Below are 23805 nucleotides of genomic sequence, written 5' to 3' on the forward strand. Positions count from 1 at the left end.
ATCTAACGAAATTTCGTTATAAATAGAGCGTTACAATGATCTTTGTCATACCTCAAATAACTAATATTAGTTACTTTCACATTGTTACATTAAATTATACTATTTAACTGGTTATATGACCCACAAACAAATTATGAATTGGCTTTTGGATAGTGATATATCCATTCAATATCAGGTCTACAGAGATTTGTTGGATAAGGAAAAATCTGCACTACAAAAAAGAATTAGTTCAGAAGGTTGGGGTTATCAGTTTCTAAAATGCAGGCAAAAAAATGGTCATTGGGGACAAGGTTTTTATCAACCTAAATGGATATCCACGCATTATACCTTATTGGATTTGAAAAATCTAAATATTTATCCGGGAAATAAGGACATTAATAAATCAATCCAACTTATTTTCGATACTGAAAAAGGACCGGATGGTGGAATAAATCCTATCGGTTCCGTTAAGGCAAGTGATGTTTGTATTAATGGAATGTTGCTTAATTATTCGAGTTATTTTAATACTCCCAAAGAAAATCTAAAATCCGTGGTTGACTTTCTATTATCTCAAAAAATGCCGGATGGCGGATTTAATTGTTTTTCTAACAGACAAGGTGCAGTACACAGTTCCTTGCATACAACACTCAGTGTTTTGGAAGGTATTTCCGAATATGAAAAGAATGGATATACTTACCGTTTAAAAGAATTAATTAAGTCAAAAAAACAAGCCATTGAATTTATTTTAATACACAAATTATTCCGGTCGCACAGAACCGGAGAGATCATTAATCCGAATTTCTTAAAATTGTATTATCCGGGGAGATGGTATTACGACATCCTCAAAGCAATGGATTATTTTCAGTATGCAAATGCAAAATATGACCCCAGAATGGAGGAATCCATTCAATGGATACTCCAAAAACAAACAAAGGACGGATTGTGGAAATTGCCTGCAGCTCACCCCGGAAAAGTGCATTTTGTAATGGAACAAGCCGGTAAACCAAGCAGATGGAATACTTTGAGAGCATTAAGGGTTTTAAGAAAATATGACCCGAACAATAATTTGTAAATAAATTTATCAAATCTAAGGCAGGTTAATGGATAATTCTCCAATAAAATAAAATTGCAGAAATCAATATTGAAGAATAATTAAATGTTATTATATGTTAAAATCTGAATATTAAAAGTTTTGTATTTTTAACCCGATGTTTATAGGAATAAATGTCAAAAAGATTTTAACCAGGTAATTATTTGTCTATGATATATGAAATTTATACACCACAATTTCCGCTCAATCAATTTGTGGAGAGTTTTATTTATTATACAAATTTTAATCCAGCGCACAGCGTAGATCGTTTTTTGCCTGATGGCAATATCAATGTTGTTATTGACCTTACCGATTATCCAAAATTTATTTACGACAATCACACCTTAAAAGAAATACAATCCTGCAAAAATGTTTGGTTCTCCGGAATACGCAATAAATTCATTACAATACCGTCTGGTCGCGACAGTGAAATGTTTATTATCAATTTTCATAAGGGAAAAGCATACCCCTTTGTTGAAATGCCGCTGTATGAGCTCACCGATTGTGTTGTTGATGGTGAATTGGTGCTTACCAATGAAATATTGAATATACGGGAACGTTTACTCGGGATAAACAACATCCTGCTAAAATTTAATTGTGTGGAGCAACAACTTTTGAAGGTGTTTGGTAAAAAAATGCACCTAAATCCTTTTGTTGATTTTGCAGTTGGAGAAATTCTGCGTAATCCCAATATCGCAACAATAGAAAAAATTGCAGATAAGGTCGGTTATTCGCACAAACACCTAATCAATATATTTAAAGAAAATGTAGGATTAACACCAAAGTCATTCCTCAAAGTTATTCGATTTCAAAAGGCAATAACGGAAATTGAAAAAAGTGCCAGGGCGAATTGGACAGGCATAGCTTTTGAAAGCGGTTACTTCGACCAGGCACATTTTATTAACGATTTTAAAAACTTCTCCGGATTTACTCCAACGCAGTTTTTACAATTGAATAATGCCTATACTAACTATATTGCTGTAGGCTGAGGTTAATTTTTTCCAATACACTTCTACAAAAACCACTTTACTTTGTCCGTAAAAAAAATTATGGACGAAATACACATTAATCATTTAGCTGTAATTACCTGTGCAGTGCTGAATTTAGCCCTTGGAGCAATTTGGTATTCTCCTCTCCTGTTCTACAAAGCATGGATGCAGGAAAATAAATTTACAGAAGAGGATATTAAAAAAGTAAACCCTGGTAAAACCTATAGCCTAACCCTGCTATTTTCTTTGATCATTAGTTATAACATGGCATTTTTTTTAGGGAATGCGGAAACCGATTATATTTGGGGCGCCACAGCGGGGTTTCTTGCGGGATTTGGATTTTCTGCACTTATATTTACCATTGTTGCCCTTTTTGAACAACGCAGTTGGAAATACATCCTCATAAATGGTGGATATATCACGATCTATTTTACTTTGGTTGGATTTATTTTAGGAATTTGGAGATAAAATTATTAATATGGCTAAAACATCAGGAGAACTGGAAAAAGAATTTATTGATTCCGCAAAGGAGAAAACAGGAAATTCTATATCCGAATGGCTTAAAATTGTAAAGAATTCCGGGATTGAAAAACGAAACGACCTGCTGGAATGGCTCAAAAAAGGGCATGGTTTAAATCATATGCAGGCGCAATTTATTATTGGAATGCATTTCAATAATGGGAATCCGGTGTATGTTGATGAGAATGTCCTCCTGGAAAATCAATTTATAAAATGCCCTGATATCCGACCACTTTTTGATGCCATCTCAGAAAAAATAGTATCTAATTTTCAGGGCACAACACTCATCCCCAAAAAAACTTATTTATCATTTACTGCAGTAAAAGAATTTGCTGCAATAAATGTAAAACCGGGTGAAATTCGCCTGGGTATGGATCTGGGTGACAGGCCCTTCGATGAAAAGATCCAGAAAACAAAGATGACAGGTCCAATGCCACGCATATCACACATGGCAATAATACATGATATTAAAGAATTTGATAATATTGTATTCGATCTGATCAAACTTTCTTACGAACGAAGTCATAAAAAATGAGTGTTGGGGTTAATTAATGGAGGAAATCAGGAGATTTTATTATTATTGCATAATAAAACTTCAGGCAACCAAAGATTTAACTTTTATGACTTTTGAAAATTACCTGGAAACCATTGCTGATGATCGCAAAGAAGCAATGAAAAAATTGAGACAAACTATTGTAAAAAATTTACCTAAAGGATTTAAGGAAACTTTCAGCAACTTTGGTATTGGATATTGTGTACCTTTTTCCATTTATCCCGAAGGTTATCATTGCGATCCTACAACTCCTCTCCCTTTTATGAATGTAGCTTCTCAGAAAAATTTTATAGCTTTATATCACATGGGTATTTATGGAGATAAAAAATTGTCGGATTGGTTTATCAAGGAATATCCCAAACACAACAAAACCAAACTCGATATGGGAAAAAGTTGTATCCGATTTAAAAAGATCGATCAGATACCATTCGAATTAATTGCCGAACTAACACAAAAAATATCCGTTGAGGATTGGATTACAAATTACGAAAAAAATCTTAAAAGAAACTAAAATGCAAAATATTAAAATTGAAATTAAATGGGCCCTTATATTTATTTTAATGACCTTGGTCTGGATGTTACTGGAAAAATTAGCCGGTCTGCACAGTACACATATAGATAAACACGCTATAGTAACCAATCTGATAGCGATACCCGCAGTTGGAATATATCTGTTTGCCTTGCTGGAAAAAAGAAATCGATTTTACAAAGGTGTTATGACCTATAAACAAGGATTTGTTTGCGGGTTGATCATCACTATAATCATTACAGTTTTCAGTCCCTTGACTCAATTTATAACCTCCACCATTATAACGCCTGAGTATTTTCCAAATGTGATAAAATATGCTGTGGCTGAGGGAGAGATGACGCAAACAGAAGCCGAAAATTATTTCAATCTTAAAAATTATATCATTCAGGGATTAATAGGAGCATTTGCAATGGGAATATTAACAACGGCTATCATTGCTTTTTTTGTGAGGACAAAAAAGTCCAATTAATTGTAAAGGTGACAAAATAACTAACCTAATATATATATACCAAATGAAATATGTTTTCATTTTACTTTTCACCTTTTTATTTGACTACCAATGCTGTATTGCGCAAAATTTTACACTTCAGGATACTACTTTGAAACAAGTTCAAACTTTAGTAACCTATAATATACAATTTGAAATAGCAAAATCTACATTGAAGGAAGAGAGCTATCTTTATCTTGATACAATAGTAATATTTTTACAACGAAATAATAATTTAGTGATGGAAGTCGGTAATTATTTTGACGAACGATGGTCAGCTGAATCCTCCAGATGTCTTACCTGTTTACGCGCTGATAAAATAGTTGAATATTTAATTAGTAAAGGAATTGATTCAGATAGATTGACCGCAGTGGGTTATGATGATTCAAATCCAATTATTAAAAATGCAAAAACGGAGGATGAACATCTTGTTAACCGCCGCACTGAATTTAAAATACTCAGGACGGATTTTGAAGAGTGATTAAGCATTTCGCCAATGAGAAAAATTCCATTTTTCGTATTATTCTTCATCCTTGTCACAAACAATTGTTTCGCTCAGGCGGATACAATTTTTACCAAAGAATATAGTGTATCGCAATTGCAGGAAGATCTCACTTATTGGCGCGACCGACTGGAAAAAAAACTTCCCATACTTTATTTATATAAAAGTAAGGAAGCCGTAGATAGCAAATTTGACAGTATTTACAATGCTATTGATCATCCTATGAATGAATTGGAGTTTTATAGGATGTTGACTCCCCTTACCACTTTCATACAGGACGGACATAATTCCATTATTCCGGGTGAACACGCAATGGAAGCGTTGAGGGGCTGTAACGATCTGTTTCCACTGGATATTAAATGCATCAAAAATAAATTGTATGTTTCATACAATTATAGCTCAGCATCGGAATTAAGTCCCGGGACAGAAATTATATCCATAAATAGTATTACCGCTGAAGTGATTCTGAATAAATTTTTATCTAACCTCCCTAAGGAAGGTAATAATCAACAATATATTTATGGTTCTATCAATTCCGCTTTTCGATTTTATTATTTTGTTTATTATGGATTAGCGGAAAAGTATAACATTGCCTATAAAAATTTGAATGGTAAGGTTGGAAATTGTGAAGTTACAGGGATAGCCCTACTCTCAATGAAAAATCAAAAAGAAAAGGCCAATATTCCGGACTTAAATCCATATAATTTAAAGGTTTTAGATAGTATGCACACGGCAGTGCTTACCATAAAAACATTTGATCAAACTCTTATTAAAAATACATACAACAAAAAATTTAAAAGAGATGTCTCGGGTTATTTTAATTTGATACAGGATGCTAATGTCACCAATCTCGTAATTGATCTGAGAGGCAATATGGGTGGCAATCCTGATTATGTGAAATATTTATTAACCTACTTGTTCGATGAGCCATTTGAGCAAGCTACAGAATGCAGGGTTGTTAAAAACAAAGATTCAGAAAATTTTATGGAACGCAACAAAAAAAGTTGGTTTCCTTTTTATGGCATAGGCAAATTTCAACCGAAAAAAAATAATTTTAAAGAATCAGTATATGTGCTTATTAATGAAAGTACATTTTCTGCAGGAGTAATACTTGCATCAACCTTAAAAAGAGAGAATAGAGCAACTTTCATTGGAACTGAAACCGGAGGTAACCCCGTTATCATGTCAGGCTTCTTTATGCGGTCAACCTGGCAACTTCCAAATACGAGGATTCAGATCACACCCGCTACACTTGCCACAATTTATAATCCCATCGAATTAAATACTGGTCGCGGATTAATTCCCGATCATATTATAGAACTTACACCGGAGCAACTTGCATTATCGGAGGATGTATATTTAAACTATACTTTAGATCTTATCAAAAAACCGCAATAAAATATTAATCACAATCCTACAATGAAAGTGCTCGAAACCGAAAGACTTTATTTACGTGAAATTACAGAAGATGACGCAGAAAGCGCATACCAGTTAAACCTTGACGAGGATGTGATCAAATATACCGGTGACGCTTCTTTTCATGATATAGATACTGCAAGAAATTTTATAAAAAATTACGACCATTATCTCAAATATCATTTTGGCAGATGGGCTGTTATCAGAAAAAATGATGAAACATTTTTAGGTTGGTGTGGATTAAAATACACTTCTGAATTGGATGAAATTGATATAGGTTTTCGTTTTTTCAAGAAATATTGGAATAAAGGTTATGCAACGGAAGCTGCTGTTGCATGTTTAGAACTTGGTTTCCATAAGTTTAATATGCAACAAATAGTAGGACGTGCAAGAAAAGAAAATATTGCCTCAATAAAAGTGCTGGAAAAAATTGGTTTGCATTATTGGAAGGATTTTGATTTTGATGGAGAAGAGGGTGTGGTTTACAAAATTGATAGGCGGGAATGTGTTAAAAATTGATATAATAAATTAACTCAATGGAAAATTTAAGAGTAATTAAATATCCTGACTTTGGTAAATATTAAACTTTTATCGTTGCATATCAGTTAAAAAAAGATCAAAAGTAAAAGTGAATACACAAAACATTTTAGACTTTAAGATCTAATTCCAGAAATCAGTTTCCAATTAAATGTTAATTTATAACAACGGCTTGGAAAAAGGTTTTACCATCGCAACTAATTCTAATATGATATAACCCACTTGCAATATCAGCGACAATAATTTCCGTTGAATTTGTGGTGACATAAATGTTATAAATAACTTTTCCCTCTGCATTAATTAATTCCACTGTACCATTTAAAAAATCATTTCCAACCTCCAGAATAAAAAATGTTTCCGAAGGATTGGGATAAAGTTTTATGGAATTTTCTGCAATATCTTCCAAGGTATTTGCAAAAGTTACTTCAACACTATCTGTGGTTGAGCATTCCAAACTATCTGTAACAGTTGTTGTATAAAATCCAGGTGATAAATTTTCTATCGTCGCCGTTGTTTCACCAGTCTCCCATAAAAATGAAAAGGGTGGAGTGCCGCCATTGGTGATAGTTGCTGTTGCAGTGCCGTTATTTTCACCGCCAATTGCAGGAGAACTTGTCATTGATAATTGCGGCCCGATAAAAATTGTATCAATTGCAACCGCAGAACAAAATACTGGAATAAATCTAAATGCTGTATCATTAGCACCATCATGCCAGCTTTTTTGTACAAATTCGTTATCGCTGGGATTGTGCGTATTAATCCATTTTGTTCCAAAATCATTTACTATTCCTTGCGTGAATGCTCCTTCCTCTACATCTGCCAAGGTGTCAATATATAATTCAATAATACCGGTTGACTCATACAATACCGACGTAACTGTGATATAAAAATAGGATGGAAAATTCATATGAACTTCATCGTATTTAATTATAAATTTTCGATAAGGTGCTGATCCTGAAGTTTCATAATATACTTCACCACCGCCTAGAATATTAAGGTCTTCTCCTGCCAATGCAATTAGATTATTAATAGTTGGAGAAGGGATACCTATATACCAGGTATCATGAGCCTCTCCAAAACACATATAGCCATTACTTGCCGGAAAGATGGTATCATATGTGTTTTCATAAAAATTAAAATTAAATCCGATGCCTAGAGTATCCACGTCATCATTTGTTGTAAAGGAAACAAATGTTGGTGAAATGAATTCCGGTGGAGTATATGGAATAGTTTCCATTGCATAATCCATTGCAGTAGAATAACTGTAATTAATAAGAGCATAAGTTCCATTCACATATACTCCGGGATCAAAAGTTCCTGTTAACGAATCGGTTATTCCCTCACCTGAAAAAATTCCTCCGCTGCCAACATTTACATCCGGAGTAAAACTCGCATCAGTTTCGCATAACGTAATCGGATAATTCAAACCTGCGGGGGTTGCACAGATACTTGTTATGGTAAAAATTAATGTATCGTTATTTGTTATTGTATCGCCCTCTACGCTTGTCCACAATTTTATTTCATGATCGCCACAGGCACTTAAATCAACCAATGAGGTAAATAAAATGGTATCTGATAAATAAGCCGTGATAGTTTCTGTAATTGATTCGCTCTCAATTAAACCTCCATCAACCTGAAAATAAATAGTAAAATTATTTTGATCTGCAAATCCATAATTATGAACAAGTAGCTGTAAATTTTCTTCTCCTAAATTGCATTCTGCGATAGGATAGATGATATCCTGAATTCCTAGATCTGATTCTGAATGTAGACAAGAGGCCAAGTGCCAAAGTATGTTGCGTCTCAAAGCTAGGTGTTCTTCGGAATAATGTTCAATATCATAATAAAACTGGGAGGCTATAACAGTACCTTCGCCATATTTTTTTTGAATTAATGCTGCTTTGGAATATGTAGTATCAATAATTAGGGTATCGAAATCGACTCCGTAGAAACTTCCTGTGCACATAAAGTAACCCAAATCAGGAGAAAAATCAATTGGGTTTGTTATTGGTAAAAATGGCCCATTAATTATAGGATTAAATGGTGCTAAAAAATAACCCTCATAGTTTGGGAGTAGCGAATTACTTCTATATACTGAGTCAAATCCTAGATAAAATTCATAACTAGGAGCAGATAAATAATTAATATATAGACCACCGCCGTTGTAAATAAAATTCTGAAATTCTTCAAAGTAGTTAGTGTAAAAAAGATCAAAATCATCGCTACCAGAAAATGACCCTTCTATAAAAATCATACATGTATTTTCAGAAAACAAACCTGCTGTGTCAATACCTCCATAATTAAACTGCTCCCAATTGCTCTCACCGAATACATCATCCATTAAGGAAATGTTAAGAGTATTATCAATTCCTCCACCTCCTATATATATAATACGTTTGTCCGGCGCTTGAGCAAAGAGCAATCCATTTACAAAAAATAGTAATAAAAAAAAGGTTAAACAGTGCTTCATTGTCACTAAAAATAGGTATTTTATACCGATTGTTAAACAAATCTAATGAAAAATTTACAAAATTCAAATTAATTGGTTTACATTTATTCTCTTTTCCACCTCTAATAAAATTTCCTATGAAACCCAAAGTACTTTTATTTACATGCATTCTTTTTACATCAATATTTAGCTTTTCGCAAACAAATTTCACTTTACATGAGCGAAAAATATACGAATGAATATAAATTAAGTATATTCAATTTATTCGGACAAAAAATAAATGAAATTATTGTAAATGACAATTATGCAGAATGGCGTCCGAATGATTTAGCCAAGGGAATTTATATTTATGAATTAGTGAGTGCAGGAAAAAGATTAGGAGCCGGGAAAATTATATTACAATAGATATGTATTTTATGTTTCAATGCATATCCGGTAATGGCGCTAGTAATCAACTCCTTTTTTTTGCACCATTCAACTAAAGAAATAATCACGGTTTGTGTCCAATGATTTAGATTGCCATTATAGTTTCTCAAATCACACAAAATAAATCTTCCAAATTCCTTGCGTAACCATTCGGTTACATATACTTTTGTAAACAAATAGTTACTTAAGCTTATGGTAAGAAGAGACGTATTCCAGGCAATTGCCGACCCCACAAGGCGGGAGATCATAGCGCTTTTGTCCAATCAGATCATGAATCTCAATGCTGTTGCCGATAATTTTGACATGAGCAGGCCTGCAATATCCAAACATATTAAGATCCTCAGCGAGTGTGGCCTTATCGAAATAAAACAGCTTGGAAGAGAGCGATTCTGTGTCCCGCAACTGGCAGCCTTGGATCAGGTGCAAACTTGGGTTCAGCAATACAGTTTGTTCTGGACCAATAAATTGGATGCCCTGGAAATACATTTGGAACAGCATAAAAAAACCGTTAAAAAAATAAATAAAAAACCGGATCATGGAAAATAAAACGATATACCTCGAACGCCTTTTTAACGCAGATGTAAAAAAAGTATGGTCGGCACTTACCGATAAAAACGAAATGAAATTATGGTATTTTGACCTCAAAGAATTTAAACCGGAAGTGGGATTTGTATTTCAATTTACTGGTGGCCCATCACCGGAAAAACAGTATTTACATATTTGTGAAATAACAGAGTTAATTCCAGAAAAAAAATTAACCTATACTTGGCGTTATGATGGATACTCAGGGATTTCCTATGTGAGTTTTGAATTGTTTCCGCAGGACAACAAAACACTTCTTAAATTAACCCATAAGGATATTGGAACATTCCCATCTGATAATGCTGATCTTTCTATTACAAATTTTGAAGCGGGATGGGATTCAATAATAAATACCTCGTTAAAAAATTATCTTGAAAAGGATGATTTTCACTATGAGATCACGGTAGAATCCACTGCTAAAAAGATCTATACAGGGCTCACACAAAATATTCAAAATTGGTGGACTGAAAAAATGGAAGGTTCGGCGAATACAATAAATGAGGTATTTACCGTGCGTTTCGACAAAACTTTTAAAAAGATAAAAGTAGTGGAATTGATACCCGACAAAAAAATTATCTGGGAGGTAATGGAAAGTTATATCGATATCGCAGAGATCAATAATAAATCAGAATGGAACGGAACGAAAATAGTTTGGGAAATAAATCAAAATGAGGATTCAACAGATCTTATCCTGACGCATCACGGACTTAAACCTTCATTAGAATGTTATGAGGTGTGTGATAATGGTTGGATAAGTTTTATGGAAAGTTTTCACGATTACATAACCACTGGCATGGGCACTCCTTTTGGGTAATGGATCACGGATTTAAAGGATTTCGCGGGTTTCACAGATTTACTTAATATTTAATTACACCCTGCATGCCCTGCGTCCTCTGCGATCTCTGCGGGGAACAAAAACATTTGGATCACAGATTATATGGATTACGCGGATTTCGCTGATTTAATTGTTTTTGGAATTTAGTGAACCAAAACTTTGAAGCTCCTGCTGGAAATAACAAATATTTTTTATTTTTATCCCATGGCATACAACGAAAAATTAGCGGAACGCATACGCGAGAAACTTGGGGATGTTCCTAATGTGGAAGAAAAACGAATGATGGGTGGTTTAACATTTATGGTAAATGATAAAATGTGTGTAGGCATCATAAAAGATGATCTTATGTGTCGCATAAACCCGGAATTTCATGCAAAGGCAGTGGAGCAACGCGGATGCAGAACCATGGATTTTACAAATAGACCCATGATAGGTTATGTACTAATTGATGAGACAGGAATGAAATCAAAAAAGGATTTCGATTATTGGATCGAACTCGCACTTTCCTTTAATGACCTGGCAAAATCCTCTAAAAAGAAGAAAAAATAAAATTAACTTCCTGGATGATTCACGAAGAATAATTCTTTTGTGCTATGTCGCAAAACACCCTTTTTAAGTCACATACACACAGTATTTGCATTCCGAACAAAACTGACCTTTGTTTTTATTAAATTAATTCAGGTTTTAATAAAACTCAAAACAAAAACAATGAAAAGAACTAAAATTTTATACTGGGTATTTACAGGGTTGTTCGGAGCATTTATGCTTTTTTCTGCAATCCCTGATCTTTTAACAGTTCCGGATGCAGTCAAAATGGTGCATGATGATCTTGGATATCCTGTTTATATTATACCGTTTTTAGGATTGGCAAAAATTCTCGGAGTGATCGCAATAATTATTCCCGGATTTCCAAGAATAAAAGAATGGGCTTATGCAGGATTAGCATATGATTTAATTGGGGCTACTTACTCATTGTATTGCATCGATCCGTCGCCAAAAGGTTGGATGGGAATGTTGGGACCTATTTTAATAGGAGCGCTATCATATTATTTTTATCACAAAAAATTAAAATCCTTTACTGCATCTCAAACTACAATTTAATTATTATGTCATTTCAAGCATATCTCGATAATATTCAAACCAAAACAGGTAAGTCGCCTGAGGATTTTAAAAAATTAGCGAAACAAAAGGGCTTTTTAGAAAATGGTGAACTTAAATCCACTGTAAAAGCCGGAGAAATTGTTAATTGGCTAAAAACGGATTTCGATTTGGGACACGGACACGCGATGGCTATTTTTGCTTTGCTTAAGGGTAAAAAAGAATAAAATATTATGCAATTTAAAACGGTATTACTACAAGCAGGCAAAACAGCGACCGGATTTGAAATTCCTGCCGAAGTAGTTGAAAAATTAGGTGCGGAAAAAAAACCTCCGGTTAAAGTTACCATAAACGGATATACCTATAGAAATACCATTGCTGTTATGGGAGGAGTTTATATGATCGGTGTTAGTGCATTACATCGGGAGGGTGCGAATATAAAAGGTGGAGATAAAATTACAGTGAATATCGAACTAGATACGGAAGAACGAATTGCAGAGGTTCCGGCAGATCTTGAAAAAAGATTAAAAAAAGATCCTGTAGCCAAAAAGAATTTTGACGCACTTTCCTATAGCAAAAAACGCGCATTCATTATTCCGATCAACGATGCAAAAACAGAAGAAACCCGACAAAGAAGAATTGAAAAAACTTTAGAATTATTAAAGGAAAATAAAAAGTAAAATATCTATTTTTTTTATTCATAATATTTAATCATAACTAAAAATAATAAGATGGCAAGAACAAGCACTTATCTCAATTTTACCCGAAACACTGAAGAAGCATTTAATTTTTATAAATCCATTTTTGGAGGAGAATTTGGTAGAAATGGCATCGCAAGATTTAAGGATATACCACCCTCCGACGATATGCCACCCTTAGCTCCCGGCGACGAAAATCTCGTGATGCACATTGAATTGGAAATTACCGGTGGACATAAGTTAATGGGAACCGATGCACCGGAAACCATGGGCTTTACAGTGAATTTTGGAAATAATATGCACATCAACCTCGAACCTGACACGAAAGAAGAAACCAAAAAATTATTTGATGCATTATCGCAAGGCGGCAAAATAACAATGGAACTTCAGGACATGTTTTGGGGGGATTATTTTGGAAGTTGTATCGATAAATTTGGTGTGCAGTGGATGTTTAATTGTGCATCGTGATTAATGAGGTGAGTGGTGAGAATGCTCCAACCTGGAAAAAAGTTTAAGGTGAAAACCCAAATCTCTAATGGTAGCTGCACCGGACTCACGATTCACGAAAATGAGTAATGAGAAATGAGTAATGAATTTGATCCGAGTTGGATTAAAGCTTCCGATCTATTTGGTGAGTGGTGAGTGGTGAGAATGCTCCATCCCGGAAAAAGGTCCAAAGTCAAAATCCGAGCTCCAATGGTTGCAATAATGGACTCACGATTCACGCCTCACGATTCACGAAAATGAGTGGTGAGAAGGTTCCATCCCGGAAAAAAGTTCAAAGTCAAAATCCGAGCTCCAATGGTAGCAGTGACGGACTCACGATTTACGATTGACGGTTCACGAAAATGTTTGTTTATTATACTTATTCCTATATTCCACCGGCGTAAGTCCCGTAATTTTTTTAAAGATAGTTCTGAATGCTTTTGTATCAGTATACCCAACATCAAACATTACTTCATTAATATTTTTTCTGCTTGTTTCAAAACTTCTTTTTGCGGCTTCCATTTTAATGCGATGAATATATTCTAATACTGTATTGTTGGTAGCCAGTTTAAATCGACGCTCAAAACTTCTTCTGCCAACAGAAACTTTGTTTGCCAGATCATCCACGGATATTTTTTCGGCATAATTTTTTTCTATGAATTCCTGCGCTTCCTTTACTTCATTATCGCTGTGATTTTTTTGTCCCTTGAATAAAGCAAATGTTGTCTGACTATCTCTATCAATATCAATGGCAAAATATTTTGACGCAAGAATTGCAGTTTCTCTGTCGGTATATTTTTCCACCAAATGCAAAAGTAAATTCCAATAAGAATTTGCTCCACCGCTGGAATAAATTCTATTTTCCTCGGTAATGATACTACCATCCACCATTTCTACTTCAGGAAACATTTCTCTGAACTCATTTTGAAATCCCCAATGCGTGGAACATTTTTTTCCATCGAGCAAACCTGTACTGGCAAGTAAAAAAGCACCAACACATAAAGATGCAACCTCTGCCCCACCCTCATACTGATCGGTGATCCAAGGAATTAAATCTTTGTTTAAATGGATGGCATTTTTCATATCCCCAAAAAGTGCCGGAATAAAAACCAGATCGGTACTTTTAACATCCTTAATTTGTTTATCCGTATGAACGGAAAATATTCCATCGTTAAGCTTAACCTCCTTCTTAAGACCAACCAGCTGTATATTGAACAAAGGTTCCTTCCCCGAAATCATCAAAAATTGATTTACTGCGGAAAATAGATACTGCGGATCAGCAATTGCCTGCATTACTGATGATTCCGGTACGAGAATGCTTACGTTTTTCATGATTCAAAGATATAAAAAATCTGTCGCAAAACACCCCAATATTGTCATTTTAACACATTGTTTTTAATTCTATATGCCCCATCTTTGTATCACAAATCAAATAATTTTACAATCTATAAGGAAAGCAAAACTATTTAATTTACTAACTTAAAAAATACAAATTATGACAAGTAACATGATCACTATTGAAGCATTAATAAATGCACCAATAGAAAAAGTATGGAAATTCTGGACCAAACCAGAACACATTATGGTATGGAATGCAGCTTCCGACGATTGGCATACTCCTTCTGCCACAAATGATCTGAGAACAGGAGGAAAATTCACCTCACGAATGGAAGCAAAAGACGGCAGTTTTGGTTTTGATTTTGAAGGCATTTATGATGAAGTAATAAATATGGAGCTAATTAAATACAGCATGGCAGACGGAAGAAAAGTGCAGGTAGATTTTATTAAGGAGGGTAATAATACTCAAATTATTGAAAAATTTGATCCGGAAAGTGTAAATCCCATTGACATGCAAAAAACAGGTTGGCAGGCTATTCTGAATAATTTTAAAAAATACACTGAGGCTAATTAAATACCTCCTAAATAAATTTAATGGCACAGATTAATTCCTATTTAACCTTTAGTGGAAACTGCAGGGAAGCAATGCTTTTTTACCAAAAATGTTTGGGTGGTGAACTTGTTTTACAAACCATTGGAGATTCACCTCTTGCAAAACAACTGCCTGCAAAAATGAAAGAATTTATTTTGCACGCTACCTTAACAAAAAATGAATTAATACTCATGGGTTCTGATATGGTTGCAGAAGGCGGATTAATTAAAGGCAATGCAGTTTCACTTTCTATAAATTGCAGTAGTGAAAAAGAAATTTTATCTTTCTATAAAAAACTTTCCGTGGGAGGAAATGCCGATCACCCATTAGAAGACACTTTTTGGGGAGCATTATTTGGCGATCTTACCGATAAATATGGTAATCATTGGTTATTAAGTTTTGATAAGAACATCAATAAAAAATAAATTATGAGACATTTAAGTGTTTACAATTTCCTTTCCCTGAATGGTTGTTATAAAGGATTAAATGGTGACATTAGTTGGCATCAACATGGAGCTGAGGAAAATTCCTTTTCGGAAAAAAGTATGGAACCCGGAAATACACTGCTTTTCGGAAGAATTACCTATGAAATGATGGCCGGATATTGGTCGTCACCGGCTGCGTTTGAACAATCGCCGGTTGTGGCAGAGGGAATGAATAAGGCAGAAAAAATTGTATTTTCTACCACTTTAAAAACTGCTGATTGGAAAAATACCCAACTGATAAAAGAGAATATTGTAGAAGAGGTTAGAAAATTGAAACAAAGTAATGGTAAAAATATGACCATACTCGGAAGCGGGACAATTATCACCCAATTAGCCGAAGCAAATCTTATTGACAGTTATCAAATAATGATAGATCCTGTTGTTATTAAAAACGGAACACCAATTTTTAATAACATACAATGCAATATAAATCTCAAACTAATTGATACAAAAACTTTTAAAAGTGGTGTTGTACTTTTAAATTACGCAATAGAATAAATTAATTATTGTTTCTCTTTAAAGATGGTAGAAGTATTCAAAACAAATGTAGCAGAAGAAGTAGAAGCAAAATTCTTATTGAATTTACTCAATATAGATTTTCCTTGTTACAAAATAAATTTTGACTTATCTGATTGTGATAAAATATTGAGAGTGGAAGGGGAAAATATGGTATTGGATAAAATAATTGATGTTTTGAATCGAAATAATTATGTTTGTATTATTTTAGATTAAAGTATTATTAATTTCATTAACAAACTAAATTTTTATTATGGCTATGTTAAAAATCGCCCCGGCCAATATAGATGAATATATTTTCCCATTTCCTTCAGAAACCCAGAAAAAACTGGAACAAATTCGGCAATTGATTCAGAAGTTAGCTCCTAAAGCTAAGGAAGTAATAAGTTATGGTATGCCAGCATTTAAATTAAATTCGGTAATCGTTTATTTTGCCGGATATAAACATCATATAGGATTTTATCCAACATCCACAGGAATTAAAAATTTTGAAAAGGAGTTCGCCAAATATAAATGGTCGAAAGGAGCTGTTCAATTTCCATTGGACGAACCCTTACCTGTTGCACTAATTACTAAAATTGTAAAATTTAAAATTAAGGAAGATAAGGAAAAAGCAGATGCCAAAAAAAAACTTAAAAACCTGTAAAAAAGGTCACCAATTTTTTAAGAGCAGCACTTGTCCCGTTTGCCCTATATGCGAGCAGCAACGCAAACCAAAAGACGGTTTATTTTCTCTGCTTTCAGCACCGGCGCGAAGGGCTTTGGAAAATGAAGGCATATTAACACTTAAACAATTGTCGAAATACACGGAAGCAGAAATTTTAGCACTTCACGGAATGGGTCCGAATGCAATGCGTAAACTTCACCTGGTTTTGGATTCTGAACATCTTACCTTTAAAAAAAATTGAACTCATTTTATAAATTCTGATATTTTTAGGCTTATAAAACAGTAAAATCAACCTCTGTTGACTACATGAAGCTTAAATAACGTTTTCTTTCCTCAACATTTCCTACTTTTATACCAAATTACACAAAACATATTTACTCTTAGGTAAATATTAATTGCAAGATTGAATACAATACACTTTACTAAATTACGTCATTAAATAAAAAAACTCATGGAACTCCTATTCTACGATTACTGGTGGATCTTACTCATTATTCTTTGTCTTGTTTTGTATAAATACATACTCCGTTTTTTATTCGGGATGGTAATTGTTCCGGAGGATAAGATCGGATTGGTGACAAAAAAATTCGTTTTATTTGGCGAAAATAAAGAATTACCCGACGGGCGCATTATTGCAACATTGGGTGAAGCAGGTTTTCAGGCTAAAACCCTTGCCCCGGGCCTTTATTTTTGGAAATGGGTGTGGCAATATGATGTTACCATGGAAAGATTTACCATAATTCCGGAGGGTCAGATCGGACTTGTTTTGGCTAAGGATGGTATGGCAATTCCTACCGGAAATATTCTCGGTCAAATGGTGGAATGTGACACCTATCAGGATGCCACAAAATTTTTAAATAATGGTGGACAGCGCGGTCGCCAAACAACTTATATAACTGCGGGTTCTTATCGTATCAATACCATGTTATTTGATATTTCGGTTACAGATATGATCAGAATTCAGGAAAGTATGGTGGGCATAGTTACTACGCTGGATGGTTTGCCGATTGAAAGCGGACAAATAGCGGGTAAAATGATTGAGGGACATAATAATTTTCAGGATTTTGATAAATTTATTAAGAATGGTGGAAATCGCGGACTTCAACCGCATGTAATTCTTGCAGGATCTTATAACCTCAATCCCTGGGCAGTGCAAATGGAAGAAATTCCAATGACAGAAATTTCGATCGGTTATGTTGGAGTGGTTATTTCTTTTATCGGACAGGATGGACACGATCTTACAGGATCTGATTTTAAACATGGGAATATAGTAGAAAAAGGATTTAAAGGAGTTTGGCTCGAACCACTTGGACCGGGTAAATATCCTATTAATAAATATACCATGAAAGTGGAATTGGTGCCTACAACAAATCTCGTATTAAATTGGGCCTCAGCAAGAAGTGAAGCTCATAATCTGGATAAAAATCTTTCCACTATTACTGTGCGTTCAAAAGATGGTTTCCCATTTAATTTAGATGTTGCACAAATTATTCACGTGCCAACAACAGAAGCTCCAAAGGTTATTGCGCGTTTCGGAAATATGGTAAATCTTGTTTCGCAGGTATTGGAACCTACCATTGGAAACTATTTCAGAAACTCGGCGCAGGACAGTGATGTAATTGCCTTTTTATCTACCAGAAAAGAAAGACAGGAATCTGCAAAAGAGCATATTAAAAAAGTGTTGGATGAATATAATGTGAATGCAGTGGATACACTTATTGGAGATATAGTTCCACCGGAATCCTTAATGAAAACATTAACAGATAGAAAAATTGCAGAGGAACAAAAAATAACTTACGATACTCAAAAAAAGGCACAGGAAACTCGTCAGGGAATGGAAAAAGAAACTGCCATTGCCGATATGCAAAAGGATATAGTAAAAGCACAACAAAGTGTGGAGATCGCGGAACGCACTGCAAGCGCAACTGTTAAAAAATCGGAAGGTGATGCTACAGGAGTAAAACTTGCGGTGGGTGCAGAAGCGGAGGCGACAAAAATGCGCGCATTTGCAGAAGCGGAATCTACCAGAGCAAGAGCGCAGGCAGATTCAGAAGCAATAAAATTAAGAGCTGCAGCGCAGGCTGAACAAATTACATTAACCGGTAGTGCAGAGGCAGGAAAAATTCTCGCGATAGGTAAATCCACTGCAGAAGCATATGAATTAGCAGTGAAAGCACTTGGCGGTGAAAACTTTACACGATATAAAATAACAGAGGAATTGGCAAAAGGACATATTAAATTAATTCCGGATGTGCTTATTGGCGGAACAAATAGTAATGGAACGGCAATGGATGGTTTATTGGGATTAAAATTAATGGAGATGATGGATCCGAAGAATAAAAAAGAAGAGGAAAAATAATAGTGTAAAAAATACACTAATTCCACTATATTAAAAATTACTTTATGCAGGAAATAATTATAAAAAGGAATTACAACTTATATTACCGCATGCTCGCGATTAGTGTTGTTGCATTGTTTTTTATTGCAAGAAATATTATTTCATATTATAAATCAGGTGGAGAGGGGAATTTAGTTTTTCTCATCATTTCTTACGTTTTTGGGTTTTTCATTTTACTCTTAGTAAATAATTCTATTCGTCAATTAAACAAAAGAACTCCGGCCCTTATCATTTCAGAAAATGGAATTATCGATAATATCAGTTTAATAAAACCGGAGTTGGTACCATGGTCTAATATTGTCGGTGCTGAGGTAAAAAAATATCGGGGAAATTTACAAATGGCAATTATATTGCGCGATTATTACGATGTTTTAGATAACGAAAGCCCAGTTCGTTCTAAAATGACCCAAACATTAATCAACGATCTGGAGACGCCCTGGTTGATCAATCTGACCTTAATCAAGACAGATATTTCTGAGCTTCATCGTATAATTCTCGAAAGATCAGCGGCAGCGGCAGCGGATGTCGTGAATCGTGAATCGTGAATCCGGGATGGAACAATAAGTCAAGAGTCATAAGTCAATAGTCATTGGTCAGGAGTGAAATTTTCCGGCAACCGAAATCCGGACTCACGCCTCACGATTCACGATTCACGAAATAATTGTTATTTGTCAGGAGTCAATAGTCATTAGTCAGGAGTGAAATTTTCCTCCAACCGAAATCCGAACTCACGCCTCACGCTTGATGCCTCACGAAATAAATGTCATTGGTCAGGAGTGAAATTTTCCTCCGATCGAAATCCGAACTCACGCCTCACGCTTGACGCCTCACGAAAAAAATGTCATTGGTCAGGAGTGAAATTTTCCGGCAACCGAAATCCGGACTCACGCCTCACGATTCACAATTCACGAAATAAATGTCATTGGTCAGGAGTGCAATTTTACGGCAACTGAAATCCGGACTCACGCCTCACGATTCACGATTCACGAATTCCTCCCCTGTCCATTTTTAGAATTTCGATCGTTATGAAACTTTATAACCAAATTTCATAACTTAAATCTATTAAAATGACAGGATCAGAAAATGCATTAAATTGGTTTGAAATATCCGTAAGCGATATCAAACGAGCAAAAACTTTTTACGAAACTATTTTCGGTATTGAAATGCCAACACAGGAAATGATGGGCATGCAAATGGCCTTTTTCCCGTCGGAGGATATGAACGGGAAAGTTTCCGGTTCATTGGTGCAAGGTGACATGCACAAACCGAGTGCTGATGGGGCAAAAATTTATTTGAATGGAAATCCCGATCTTAACATCGCTTTATCGAAAGTGGAAAGTGCAGGTGGCAAGGTGATAATGCCGAAAACACATATTGGAGAAGATATAGGTAATATGGCCTTTTTTATCGATTCTGAAGGAAATACTGTTGCTTTACATTCAAATAAATAAATTAAAATACATTATGAAAGAATTTTTATTAGTGTTCAGAAGAGACGCTTCTGTGAACGAACCCCCAATGTCGCCCGAACAAATTCAAACCATGATGAAACCCTGGCAGGATTGGATAGGAAGTATAGCAGCTCAAAATAAATTGGTGACTGCAGGAAACCGGTTAACACCTGATGGAGCTGTGATAAAACCGAATAATGTGATCACAAATGGGCCATTTGTGGAAATTAAAGAAGCGATTGGCAGATATACAATTATCAAATGTGAAACAATGGAAGAGGCAGTTGAATTATCTAAAAATTGCCCCATTTTATTTAATGGCGGAAGTGTTGAAGTGCGCACAATTGTACCAATGGATTAAGATGATCTCATAAACCTTCCGATTAATTTCGGAAGGTTTTTATTGTATGCAGGAACAAGAATTGATACCACATTTATTCCGGACGGAGTACAGAAAAATAATATCTGTACTTTGTAAGGTATTTGGATTTGAGTATATCGCTATTGCGGAAGATATTGTAAGTGAAACATTTTTATTGGCGGCGGAAACCTGGGGATTAAAAGGATTGCCACAAAATCCAACTGCATGGTTATATACTGTTGCAAAAAATAAAGCAAAAGATCTTTTAAAACACAACGATGTATTTAACAAAAAAATAGAGCCTGCTTTTAAAAGATCAACTTCATTGAGTGAAGAAACGGAGATCGATCTTTCAGGAAAAAATATCAACGACAGTCAATTGCAAATGATGTTTGCCATATGCAATTCTGCTATACCCACGGAGGCACAAATCGGGTTATCACTCAATATTCTTTGCGGATTTGGGGCGGAAGAAATTGCGGATGCATTTTTAAGCAACAAAGAAACGATCTATAAACGTTTATCAAGAGCAAAGGAAAAACTCAGATCTGAAAATATAAAAATAGAATTGCCGGCTCCATCAGAGATCAACGCGAGATTAGAGACTGTATTAACAACAATTTATTTATTATTTAGTGAAGGATATTATTCTACGTCACAAAATACAACATTGCGCAGGGACCTGTGTTTGGAGGCAATGCGATTAAATTTAATGTTGACGGAATTTGAAATTACCAATACTCCGGCTGCAAACGCTTTATTATCATTAATGTGTTTTCACTCTTCGCGTTTTGATGCAAGAACGAATTTAAACGGCGAACTTATTTTATATGAGGAGCAGGATGAAAATTTATGGAATAAAGAATTAATACTAAAGGGAGAATATTATTTGAACAGAGCCTCTACGGGAAAATTACTATCAAAGTATCATTTGGAAGCAGCAATTGCTTATTGGCACACAATTAAAAACGACAGCACCGAAAAATGGGAAAATATATTACAGCTTTATAACAGGTTATTACAAATAGAGTACTCTCCTATTGCTGCACTCAACAGAACCTTTGCATTATCAAAAGCAAATGGAAAACTACAGGCCATAGAGGAAGCTGAAAAACTTGATCTGAAAAACAACCATTTATATCATATGTTGCTAGGTAATTTATACATTGATATAAATAATGCGAAATCCGGAGAGCACTTTAAAACTGCCTTAGAGCTCGCAAAAACCACTTCGGATAAATCGTTTATTTTACAAACTATCAATAAACGCTCAGCAATTAATTAATGAGATCGTTACACCTACGTCTCCACCTCGGTTTCTTATAATATGAACATTTATCTAAAAAGCGACTGCGGCATAAGCTAATTGCTTCACCTAATTTTAATGCTTAAAGGCGCTGAGATCCTGGTTTCACAAAAATTCAGTAATATTGAGTTAGCAAATTTATAAACTCCATAAGAAAGACATTCTCCATATTATTTAAAATAATTACCGGTCTATTTCTGTGCCTTGTTATTTATTTGAATATCAGATTATATTCCGGGCCTCATCTGGAAAATAAGCCGGAAACTCTCGCAACCTCTATAAAACAACTAAACTATTTAGGAAATGAAATCCACAATAATGAACTAGGATATAGAATGCAGGAAATATTTCCCGAAGGATTTGTTTTTACGAATGTATTATATGGATTAAGTTGTGCGGAAATTGCAGCAAAAACAAATTTTGAAAACGAAGATCAAACTTACCAACTTGGTGAAGCGAGATTTGCCTTTGAAGAAATTAATTCCGAATATGCAAAACAAAATTTCATTAAATCAATGTCTCCGGAATATGGAATGTATTATATAGGGTGGAAAAATTTTCTTTTGGGGAAAATACTTGCCGCACAAAAAATTAAAGACAGTTCAGAGGTGGTTTTATTTAAATCTTATTGCAATTCAATTTCCGAAGCCATTAAAAATAATTTTTATCCGGCATCATATCCTACCTCCTCTTGGCCTGCAGATGCTGCTGTTGGCGTTGCCTCTTTAAAACAACATGATCTTCTTTTTGAACCTAAGTACGATTCGTTAATAAAAGATTGGGTGCAAAAAGTAAAATTAAATCTTGACAGTATTTCAGGATTAATTCCTCACGAAGTTGATGCAGCAAACGGAGAACCCATTGATGTTGCAAGAGGATCATCTATTTGTTTAACACTGATATTTCTTTCTGAAATTGATTCTGTATTCGCAAAAGAACAATTTGATCTGTTTTATGAAAAATTTACGATCACCAGATTTGGATTACCATTTATCAGAGAATATCCGAAAGGTACAAGAGGACATGCCGACATTGATTCCGGACCATTAATTCTGAAAGTAGGTTTCGCGGGCACAATAGTAGCCACAGGAACATTTATGAAATTTGGTGAAGTGGAGACAGCAAATAGAATTTCGGCTTGTATAGAAAGTATCGGTTTTCCAAAAACTGATGGAGATCAAAAAAAATATTTATCAGGAAAATTACCCATTGCGGATGCATTTATAGTATGGACCAGACTACAATCCTATGAAACTATTCGCAATAATTACACTTTTGGGAGTTTCCTTATGTTTCATATTTATAGTTTTTTGCTCCTGGTTTTTTTTATTGTATTATTTTATCGAAAAAGACTTTGGGATTTATTTACAACGAAACGGACCAGATATACTGCATCCAAACAAAAATAAGATACAGACAAATATCATAACTTTTTCACTATCAATTAATTATGTCCTATTTTTACAATAGGACATTAAATCCACTCCTATTAATTAATTCTGAACCTAAATCCCGG

Annotated in this window: 31 protein-coding genes; 29 read left to right on the forward strand and 2 right to left on the reverse strand. The window is 34.6% G+C overall.

Annotation, left to right across the window (positions count from 1 at the left end; all coding sequences use genetic code 11):
• The first annotated feature begins 115 nt into the window (after positions 1–115).
• The 9 genes from IPI31_16030 (at position 116) to IPI31_16070 (ending at position 6583) form a co-directional block, all read left to right on the forward strand.
• On the forward strand, positions 116–1051 hold the full coding sequence (locus IPI31_16030; protein MBK7569329.1) for a hypothetical protein: 936 nt from the start codon (positions 116–118) through the stop codon (positions 1049–1051).
• A 188-nt stretch (positions 1052–1239) separates the two neighbouring features.
• Positions 1240–2058, forward strand: a complete 819-nt coding sequence (locus IPI31_16035) for a helix-turn-helix domain-containing protein (GenBank protein ID MBK7569330.1) — start codon at positions 1240–1242, stop codon at positions 2056–2058.
• Positions 2059–2118: 60 nt separating this feature from the next.
• Positions 2119–2526, forward strand: a complete 408-nt coding sequence (locus IPI31_16040) for a DUF1761 domain-containing protein (protein MBK7569331.1) — start codon at positions 2119–2121, stop codon at positions 2524–2526.
• Between the two features lie 10 nt (positions 2527–2536).
• Positions 2537–3112, forward strand: coding sequence for a DUF4287 domain-containing protein (locus IPI31_16045; GenBank protein ID MBK7569332.1), 576 nt, complete (start codon positions 2537–2539; stop codon positions 3110–3112).
• A gap of 85 nt (positions 3113–3197) precedes the next feature.
• The gene (locus tag IPI31_16050) at positions 3198–3641 is read left to right on the forward strand and encodes a DUF1801 domain-containing protein (protein ID MBK7569333.1); all 444 of its coding nucleotides are present in this window, start codon (positions 3198–3200) and stop codon (positions 3639–3641) included.
• 1 nt (position 3642) lies between these two features.
• Positions 3643–4128, forward strand: a complete 486-nt coding sequence (locus IPI31_16055; protein ID MBK7569334.1) for a DUF4199 domain-containing protein — start codon at positions 3643–3645, stop codon at positions 4126–4128.
• A gap of 43 nt (positions 4129–4171) precedes the next feature.
• Complete coding sequence (locus IPI31_16060; protein MBK7569335.1) at positions 4172–4627, forward strand: OmpA family protein; 456 nt, start codon at positions 4172–4174, stop codon at positions 4625–4627.
• A gap of 15 nt (positions 4628–4642) precedes the next feature.
• Positions 4643–6046: a hypothetical protein gene (locus tag IPI31_16065; GenBank protein ID MBK7569336.1), complete on the forward strand. Its 1404-nt coding sequence runs from the start codon at positions 4643–4645 to the stop codon at positions 6044–6046.
• A 21-nt stretch (positions 6047–6067) separates the two neighbouring features.
• Positions 6068–6583, forward strand: coding sequence for a GNAT family N-acetyltransferase (locus IPI31_16070; protein ID MBK7569337.1), 516 nt, complete (start codon positions 6068–6070; stop codon positions 6581–6583).
• Positions 6584–6755: 172 nt separating this feature from the next.
• Here IPI31_16070 and IPI31_16075 read toward each other — a convergent pair whose 3' ends face one another.
• Positions 6756–9071, reverse strand: a complete 2316-nt coding sequence (locus IPI31_16075) for a T9SS type A sorting domain-containing protein (protein MBK7569338.1) — start codon at positions 9069–9071, stop codon at positions 6756–6758.
• Between the two features lie 195 nt (positions 9072–9266).
• Between IPI31_16075 and IPI31_16080 the strand changes: the two genes are divergently transcribed.
• From IPI31_16080 to IPI31_16115, 8 genes are all read left to right on the forward strand, one after another.
• Complete coding sequence (locus tag IPI31_16080; GenBank protein ID MBK7569339.1) at positions 9267–9455, forward strand: T9SS type A sorting domain-containing protein; 189 nt, start codon at positions 9267–9269, stop codon at positions 9453–9455.
• Positions 9456–9668: 213 nt separating this feature from the next.
• Complete coding sequence (locus tag IPI31_16085) at positions 9669–10022, forward strand: winged helix-turn-helix transcriptional regulator (protein ID MBK7569340.1); 354 nt, start codon at positions 9669–9671, stop codon at positions 10020–10022.
• Positions 10012–10872: an SRPBCC domain-containing protein gene (locus IPI31_16090; GenBank protein ID MBK7569341.1), complete on the forward strand. Its 861-nt coding sequence runs from the start codon at positions 10012–10014 to the stop codon at positions 10870–10872. The genes IPI31_16085 and IPI31_16090 overlap by 11 nt, the downstream gene beginning before the upstream one ends.
• A 225-nt stretch (positions 10873–11097) precedes the next feature.
• Positions 11098–11442 (forward strand): TfoX/Sxy family protein, encoded by a 345-nt coding sequence (locus tag IPI31_16095; GenBank protein MBK7569342.1) that lies wholly within the window; start codon positions 11098–11100, stop codon positions 11440–11442.
• Positions 11443–11601: 159 nt separating this feature from the next.
• Positions 11602–11994 (forward strand): DoxX family protein, encoded by a 393-nt coding sequence (locus tag IPI31_16100; protein MBK7569343.1) that lies wholly within the window; start codon positions 11602–11604, stop codon positions 11992–11994.
• Positions 11995–11999: 5 nt separating this feature from the next.
• Entirely contained in the window at positions 12000–12218 is a 219-nt protein-coding gene (locus IPI31_16105) for a DUF4287 domain-containing protein (GenBank protein ID MBK7569344.1), read from the forward strand.
• Between the two features lie 6 nt (positions 12219–12224).
• Positions 12225–12671, forward strand: a complete 447-nt coding sequence (locus IPI31_16110; GenBank protein ID MBK7569345.1) for a DUF1905 domain-containing protein — start codon at positions 12225–12227, stop codon at positions 12669–12671.
• 51 nt (positions 12672–12722) lie between these two features.
• Positions 12723–13157, forward strand: a complete 435-nt coding sequence (locus IPI31_16115; GenBank protein MBK7569346.1) for a VOC family protein — start codon at positions 12723–12725, stop codon at positions 13155–13157.
• 372 nt (positions 13158–13529) lie between these two features.
• Here the strand turns inward: IPI31_16115 and IPI31_16120 are convergent, their stop codons facing one another.
• Entirely contained in the window at positions 13530–14507 is a 978-nt protein-coding gene (locus IPI31_16120; protein MBK7569347.1) for a helix-turn-helix domain-containing protein, read from the reverse strand.
• Positions 14508–14670: 163 nt separating this feature from the next.
• Between IPI31_16120 and IPI31_16125 the strand changes: the two genes are divergently transcribed.
• The 12 genes from IPI31_16125 (at position 14671) to IPI31_16180 (ending at position 23698) form a co-directional block, all read left to right on the forward strand.
• Complete coding sequence (locus tag IPI31_16125) at positions 14671–15087, forward strand: SRPBCC family protein (protein MBK7569348.1); 417 nt, start codon at positions 14671–14673, stop codon at positions 15085–15087.
• A gap of 20 nt (positions 15088–15107) precedes the next feature.
• The gene (locus IPI31_16130) at positions 15108–15530 is read left to right on the forward strand and encodes a VOC family protein (protein MBK7569349.1); all 423 of its coding nucleotides are present in this window, start codon (positions 15108–15110) and stop codon (positions 15528–15530) included.
• 3 nt (positions 15531–15533) lie between these two features.
• Positions 15534–16088 (forward strand): dihydrofolate reductase family protein, encoded by a 555-nt coding sequence (locus IPI31_16135; protein ID MBK7569350.1) that lies wholly within the window; start codon positions 15534–15536, stop codon positions 16086–16088.
• Between the two features lie 24 nt (positions 16089–16112).
• Positions 16113–16322, forward strand: a complete 210-nt coding sequence (locus IPI31_16140) for a hypothetical protein (GenBank protein ID MBK7569351.1) — start codon at positions 16113–16115, stop codon at positions 16320–16322.
• A gap of 37 nt (positions 16323–16359) precedes the next feature.
• Entirely contained in the window at positions 16360–16752 is a 393-nt protein-coding gene (locus tag IPI31_16145; protein MBK7569352.1) for a DUF1801 domain-containing protein, read from the forward strand.
• The gene (locus IPI31_16150) at positions 16724–17014 is read left to right on the forward strand and encodes a hypothetical protein (protein ID MBK7569353.1); all 291 of its coding nucleotides are present in this window, start codon (positions 16724–16726) and stop codon (positions 17012–17014) included. Before IPI31_16145 ends, IPI31_16150 begins: the two co-directional genes overlap by 29 nt.
• A 210-nt stretch (positions 17015–17224) precedes the next feature.
• The gene (locus IPI31_16155; GenBank protein ID MBK7569354.1) at positions 17225–19132 is read left to right on the forward strand and encodes a flotillin family protein; all 1908 of its coding nucleotides are present in this window, start codon (positions 17225–17227) and stop codon (positions 19130–19132) included.
• A gap of 44 nt (positions 19133–19176) precedes the next feature.
• Positions 19177–19716, forward strand: a complete 540-nt coding sequence (locus IPI31_16160; GenBank protein ID MBK7569355.1) for a hypothetical protein — start codon at positions 19177–19179, stop codon at positions 19714–19716.
• A 522-nt stretch (positions 19717–20238) separates the two neighbouring features.
• Complete coding sequence (locus tag IPI31_16165; GenBank protein MBK7569356.1) at positions 20239–20622, forward strand: VOC family protein; 384 nt, start codon at positions 20239–20241, stop codon at positions 20620–20622.
• Between the two features lie 13 nt (positions 20623–20635).
• Positions 20636–20983: a transcription initiation protein gene (locus IPI31_16170; protein MBK7569357.1), complete on the forward strand. Its 348-nt coding sequence runs from the start codon at positions 20636–20638 to the stop codon at positions 20981–20983.
• Positions 20984–21029: 46 nt separating this feature from the next.
• Entirely contained in the window at positions 21030–22268 is a 1239-nt protein-coding gene (locus IPI31_16175) for an RNA polymerase subunit sigma (protein MBK7569358.1), read from the forward strand.
• A gap of 236 nt (positions 22269–22504) precedes the next feature.
• On the forward strand, positions 22505–23698 hold the full coding sequence (locus tag IPI31_16180; GenBank protein MBK7569359.1) for a hypothetical protein: 1194 nt from the start codon (positions 22505–22507) through the stop codon (positions 23696–23698).
• Positions 23699–23805: the final 107 nt, after the last annotated feature.

This window comes from Bacteroidota bacterium, assembly GCA_016706865.1.
GTDB lineage: Bacteria > Bacteroidota > Bacteroidia > Chitinophagales > BACL12 > UBA7236.

What these genes read in the sequence shown, in the direction of transcription:
- IPI31_16030 (MBK7569329.1), top strand. Translation starts at nt 116, where the DNA reads ATGACCCACAAACAAATTATGAATTGGCTTTTGGATAGTGATATATCC.
- IPI31_16035 (MBK7569330.1), top strand. Translation starts at nt 1,240, where the DNA reads ATGATATATGAAATTTATACACCACAATTTCCGCTCAATCAATTTGTG.
- IPI31_16040 (MBK7569331.1), top strand. Translation starts at nt 2,119, where the DNA reads ATGGACGAAATACACATTAATCATTTAGCTGTAATTACCTGTGCAGTG.
- IPI31_16045 (MBK7569332.1), top strand. Translation starts at nt 2,537, where the DNA reads ATGGCTAAAACATCAGGAGAACTGGAAAAAGAATTTATTGATTCCGCA.
- IPI31_16050 (MBK7569333.1), top strand. Translation starts at nt 3,198, where the DNA reads ATGACTTTTGAAAATTACCTGGAAACCATTGCTGATGATCGCAAAGAA.
- IPI31_16055 (MBK7569334.1), top strand. Translation starts at nt 3,643, where the DNA reads ATGCAAAATATTAAAATTGAAATTAAATGGGCCCTTATATTTATTTTA.
- IPI31_16060 (MBK7569335.1), top strand. Translation starts at nt 4,172, where the DNA reads ATGAAATATGTTTTCATTTTACTTTTCACCTTTTTATTTGACTACCAA.
- IPI31_16065 (MBK7569336.1), top strand. Translation starts at nt 4,643, where the DNA reads ATGAGAAAAATTCCATTTTTCGTATTATTCTTCATCCTTGTCACAAAC.
- IPI31_16070 (MBK7569337.1), top strand. Translation starts at nt 6,068, where the DNA reads ATGAAAGTGCTCGAAACCGAAAGACTTTATTTACGTGAAATTACAGAA.
- IPI31_16075 (MBK7569338.1), bottom strand. Translation starts at nt 9,071, where the DNA reads ATGAAGCACTGTTTAACCTTTTTTTTATTACTATTTTTTGTAAATGGA.
- IPI31_16080 (MBK7569339.1), top strand. Translation starts at nt 9,267, where the DNA reads ATGAGCGAAAAATATACGAATGAATATAAATTAAGTATATTCAATTTA.
- IPI31_16085 (MBK7569340.1), top strand. Translation starts at nt 9,669, where the DNA reads ATGGTAAGAAGAGACGTATTCCAGGCAATTGCCGACCCCACAAGGCGG.
- IPI31_16090 (MBK7569341.1), top strand. Translation starts at nt 10,012, where the DNA reads ATGGAAAATAAAACGATATACCTCGAACGCCTTTTTAACGCAGATGTA.
- IPI31_16095 (MBK7569342.1), top strand. Translation starts at nt 11,098, where the DNA reads ATGGCATACAACGAAAAATTAGCGGAACGCATACGCGAGAAACTTGGG.
- IPI31_16100 (MBK7569343.1), top strand. Translation starts at nt 11,602, where the DNA reads ATGAAAAGAACTAAAATTTTATACTGGGTATTTACAGGGTTGTTCGGA.
- IPI31_16105 (MBK7569344.1), top strand. Translation starts at nt 12,000, where the DNA reads ATGTCATTTCAAGCATATCTCGATAATATTCAAACCAAAACAGGTAAG.
- IPI31_16110 (MBK7569345.1), top strand. Translation starts at nt 12,225, where the DNA reads ATGCAATTTAAAACGGTATTACTACAAGCAGGCAAAACAGCGACCGGA.
- IPI31_16115 (MBK7569346.1), top strand. Translation starts at nt 12,723, where the DNA reads ATGGCAAGAACAAGCACTTATCTCAATTTTACCCGAAACACTGAAGAA.
- IPI31_16120 (MBK7569347.1), bottom strand. Translation starts at nt 14,507, where the DNA reads ATGAAAAACGTAAGCATTCTCGTACCGGAATCATCAGTAATGCAGGCA.
- IPI31_16125 (MBK7569348.1), top strand. Translation starts at nt 14,671, where the DNA reads ATGACAAGTAACATGATCACTATTGAAGCATTAATAAATGCACCAATA.
- IPI31_16130 (MBK7569349.1), top strand. Translation starts at nt 15,108, where the DNA reads ATGGCACAGATTAATTCCTATTTAACCTTTAGTGGAAACTGCAGGGAA.
- IPI31_16135 (MBK7569350.1), top strand. Translation starts at nt 15,534, where the DNA reads ATGAGACATTTAAGTGTTTACAATTTCCTTTCCCTGAATGGTTGTTAT.
- IPI31_16140 (MBK7569351.1), top strand. Translation starts at nt 16,113, where the DNA reads ATGGTAGAAGTATTCAAAACAAATGTAGCAGAAGAAGTAGAAGCAAAA.
- IPI31_16145 (MBK7569352.1), top strand. Translation starts at nt 16,360, where the DNA reads ATGGCTATGTTAAAAATCGCCCCGGCCAATATAGATGAATATATTTTC.
- IPI31_16150 (MBK7569353.1), top strand. Translation starts at nt 16,724, where the DNA reads ATGCCAAAAAAAAACTTAAAAACCTGTAAAAAAGGTCACCAATTTTTT.
- IPI31_16155 (MBK7569354.1), top strand. Translation starts at nt 17,225, where the DNA reads ATGGAACTCCTATTCTACGATTACTGGTGGATCTTACTCATTATTCTT.
- IPI31_16160 (MBK7569355.1), top strand. Translation starts at nt 19,177, where the DNA reads ATGCAGGAAATAATTATAAAAAGGAATTACAACTTATATTACCGCATG.
- IPI31_16165 (MBK7569356.1), top strand. Translation starts at nt 20,239, where the DNA reads ATGACAGGATCAGAAAATGCATTAAATTGGTTTGAAATATCCGTAAGC.
- IPI31_16170 (MBK7569357.1), top strand. Translation starts at nt 20,636, where the DNA reads ATGAAAGAATTTTTATTAGTGTTCAGAAGAGACGCTTCTGTGAACGAA.
- IPI31_16175 (MBK7569358.1), top strand. Translation starts at nt 21,030, where the DNA reads ATGCAGGAACAAGAATTGATACCACATTTATTCCGGACGGAGTACAGA.